The sequence below is a fragment of the Mesorhizobium sp. M1E.F.Ca.ET.063.01.1.1 genome, assembly GCF_003998155.1.
Classification (GTDB): domain Bacteria; phylum Pseudomonadota; class Alphaproteobacteria; order Rhizobiales; family Rhizobiaceae; genus Mesorhizobium.
Map to the genome: position 1 here is coordinate 1 of NZ_RZSC01001457.1, position 617 is coordinate 617.

The following is a 617-nucleotide window of genomic DNA, read 5'->3' on the forward strand; positions in this document are numbered from 1 at the left end:
GTACTGCACGACGTTGGTGTCGAAGTCGCCGTAGGGAACGATCGTGTCCTGGATGACGTTGCCGGCGTAGCCGATGAACGTGTTGAAGGCCGATTCGTCCTTACCGACGCGCAGGCCACCAAGCTGGATCCAGGCGAAGTTCAGCGAGACGCCCTTGTTGAAGGCGGGATTGCCTTGAAGATTGACAATGCCATCGCTGGTGGTGAACTGGCCGTAGTTGTTGCGGTTGCCGAAGTTGAAGCGGGTCTCGGTGTAGGTCTTCAACGTGCCGAGTTCGGTTTCCTGGCCGGTCCAGGTCTTCAGCGTGAAGCGGGCGTTCTTGTAGAAGGTGGCCTGGTCATCGCCGTCCTGATGGTCGAAGGACCGTGCGCCGTCGAACGACCCGACGTCGCCGACGCCGATGTCGTAACGGACATAGCCGCCGATGCGCAGGCAGGTTTCGGTGCCGGGGATGTAGAAGTAGCCCGAGCCGTACACGTCGCAGATCTTGACGTATTCAGCCGGTTCCGGCTCGGCGACGGTCACCGCGTCGGCGGCGCGGGCGCCGGAAACTGCGATCAGGGCCGCAGCTGAGCCGAGAAGAAGGCTCTTGATGTTCATTTTCTGACCTCCAGTCA

The 617-nt window shown here is 61.1% G+C and carries 1 protein-coding gene; it reads right to left on the reverse strand.

The window, feature by feature from the left end:
* A partial coding sequence (locus EOA29_RS39205; RefSeq protein ID WP_145970148.1) for a porin occupies positions 1–600 on the reverse strand: 600 nt, incomplete at its 3' end.
* Positions 601–617 lie beyond the last annotated feature (17 nt).